Annotated in this window: 1 protein-coding gene; it reads left to right on the top strand. The window is 61.4% G+C overall.

Annotated features, from left to right (window positions below; all coding sequences use genetic code 11):
• Positions 1-660: calcium-binding protein (locus AC5ZG1_RS44150; protein ID WP_496136534.1), on the top strand; the 660-nt coding region annotated here is incomplete at both ends.

The raw sequence follows: 660 nt of genomic DNA on the forward strand, positions 1-660 counted from the left end.
GTCACCGAGGTGGCCGACGAGGGAACCGATACGGTTCGCACGACATTGGCGAACTATACGCTTGGCAGCGATGTCGAGAACCTGAGCTTCGTCGGCACGGCCGCCTTTGCCGGGACAGGCAATAGCCTCGCCAATACGATCACCGGCGGCGCCGGCAATGACACGCTTGATGGCGCGGCCGGTGCAGATACCTTGATCGGTGGTGCGGGCAACGACACCTATCTTGTCGATGACGTTGGTGACGTGGTCACCGAAGGGCTGAATGCAGGCACCGATCTGATCAAGACGGCGCTTTCAAGCTATACGCTCGGCAACAATGTCGAGAACCTGCAATATACGGGATCCGGCAGCTTCACCGGCACTGGCAATACGCTCGTCAACACGATCACCGGCGGCGCCGGCAACGACACGCTTGACGGCGGAATCGGCAACGACACGCTGAACGGCGGCGCCGGCAACGACATTTATGTGGTCGACAGTGCGGGCGACATCGTCAACGAGGCGGTTGGCGCCGGCACCGACGAAATCCGCACGGCGCTTGCAGCTTATTCGATCGCCGCATTGGTCAATGTCGAGAACCTGACCTATACGGGATCTGCCAGCTTCAGCGGCACCGGCAATGCGCTTGCCAACACGATCACCGGCGGCACCGGCAACGAC

Source organism: Bradyrhizobium sp. Leo78 (genome assembly GCF_059512425.1).